This is a genomic window from Mesorhizobium sp. M7A.F.Ca.US.010.02.1.1, assembly GCF_004023085.1.
Lineage (GTDB): Bacteria > Pseudomonadota > Alphaproteobacteria > Rhizobiales > Rhizobiaceae > Mesorhizobium.
On the sequence record NZ_RZRV01000111.1, the window covers coordinates 1 to 898 of the forward strand.

Consider the following 898-nt stretch of genomic DNA (forward strand, 5'->3'; position numbering starts at 1 on the left):
GGCCGCACTCATGACCGGCTGGGCTCGGTTAATCCTGCATGCCGCGCCCATGAGGTTACTTGTCCGGAGTGCGTCGAGCACAACGAGGAGATGTAGTTCACGATCTTTGAAAAGCGTGGTCAACCATCCAAAGTGTGGATGCCTTTCATCGAAACAAACGATTTCATCAATGTTCTGGAATCCTGCATGGGCAGAAGCACCTGATGGACACCGATGCCCCCACTGCCTCATGGCGTGGCGAGCGTCTTAAGAAACCGCCCGAAAGGAGATTTTTCATGCGCTCTACCGGGCAGTGGAGTGCTGGGAAAGGGAGTTGCAACTGACCGGCCATGTCAAACTGTCCGACTTCTTCCGAGCCTATGGACAGACCGGGAGACGCGCACGTGTAGCGGCTCACATCGTCATACTGCACCTACGCCACACACCGGCCGGACCTGATCCGGCTTTATGAGCATTGGGCTTTGTCAGTTGCCCAAGCGTGATGGCTTTCGCGACGCGGCGCGCCTCAGGAACTGAGCCGCGTCCAGGTCGAAACGCGGGAAAGAAAGACAGGAAACAGAATGGCCGATCAATTCGCAACGGACGTCATTGCCCTGATCAAGAAACGCGCCGAGTCGGAGAGCGGTGAGGGAATGCCTGCGTCATTCGTCGGCGAGATAACAATCGCCACGGAACTGGACGCGCTCGGGTTCGATTCGCTGGGTTTGGCGGACGTCCTCTGGGATGTGGAGCAGGCCTACGGCATCAAGATCGACATGAACACGGCCGATGCCTGGTCCAATCTCAAGAATGTCGGCGACGTCGTGGAAGCCGTCCGCGGCTTGCTTGCGAAGGAGGCTTGAATGGACAGGCGCGTCGTTATCACCGGAGTGGGCGGCCTGTGCGGACTGGGCACCGA

Annotated in this window: 1 protein-coding gene; it reads left to right on the plus strand. The window is 58.4% G+C overall.

Annotated elements, in window-relative coordinates:
* The first annotated feature begins 560 nt into the window (after positions 1–560).
* Positions 561–842, plus strand: a complete 282-nt coding sequence (locus tag EOA19_RS34945) for an acyl carrier protein (RefSeq protein ID WP_029356603.1) — start codon at positions 561–563, stop codon at positions 840–842.
* Positions 843–898 lie beyond the last annotated feature (56 nt).